This window comes from Leifsonia sp. SIMBA_070 (assembly GCF_046534635.1).
Classification (GTDB): Bacteria; Actinomycetota; Actinomycetes; order Actinomycetales; family Microbacteriaceae; genus Leifsonia.
The window spans coordinates 1-248 of sequence record NZ_JAWRYK010000715.1 but is presented as its reverse complement, the minus strand read 5'-3'; the positions used below and the strand labels follow the sequence as shown (position 1 = coordinate 248).

Below are 248 nucleotides of genomic sequence, written 5' to 3'. Positions count from 1 at the left end.
CGATTGAGTGTAAAAGGCGCGCGCCCCGGTTCGGACGGGCGCGGGCGGACACCGATCCCGCGAAGACCGAGCCCGGCGGCCGACACCCCTGGAGGTCGGCGCCGGTCCAATCGATCATGCCATATACCTGAAGGAGTACGGCTATGGCTGAGCAAATTGTTCTTCCCGCCGAAAAGCGGGATCGGGCTGGTAAGGGGGCGGCCCGTGCGGTCCGGCGTGCCGGACTGGTGCCCTGCGTCGTCTATGGC

Annotated in this window: 1 pseudogene; it reads left to right on the top strand. The window is 67.3% G+C overall.

Going from position 1 to position 248, the window contains the following annotated elements:
* Positions 1-143: 143 nt before the first annotated feature.
* Positions 144-248: pseudogene (locus SB754_RS22110) on the top strand (50S ribosomal protein L25); the annotation flags it as partial.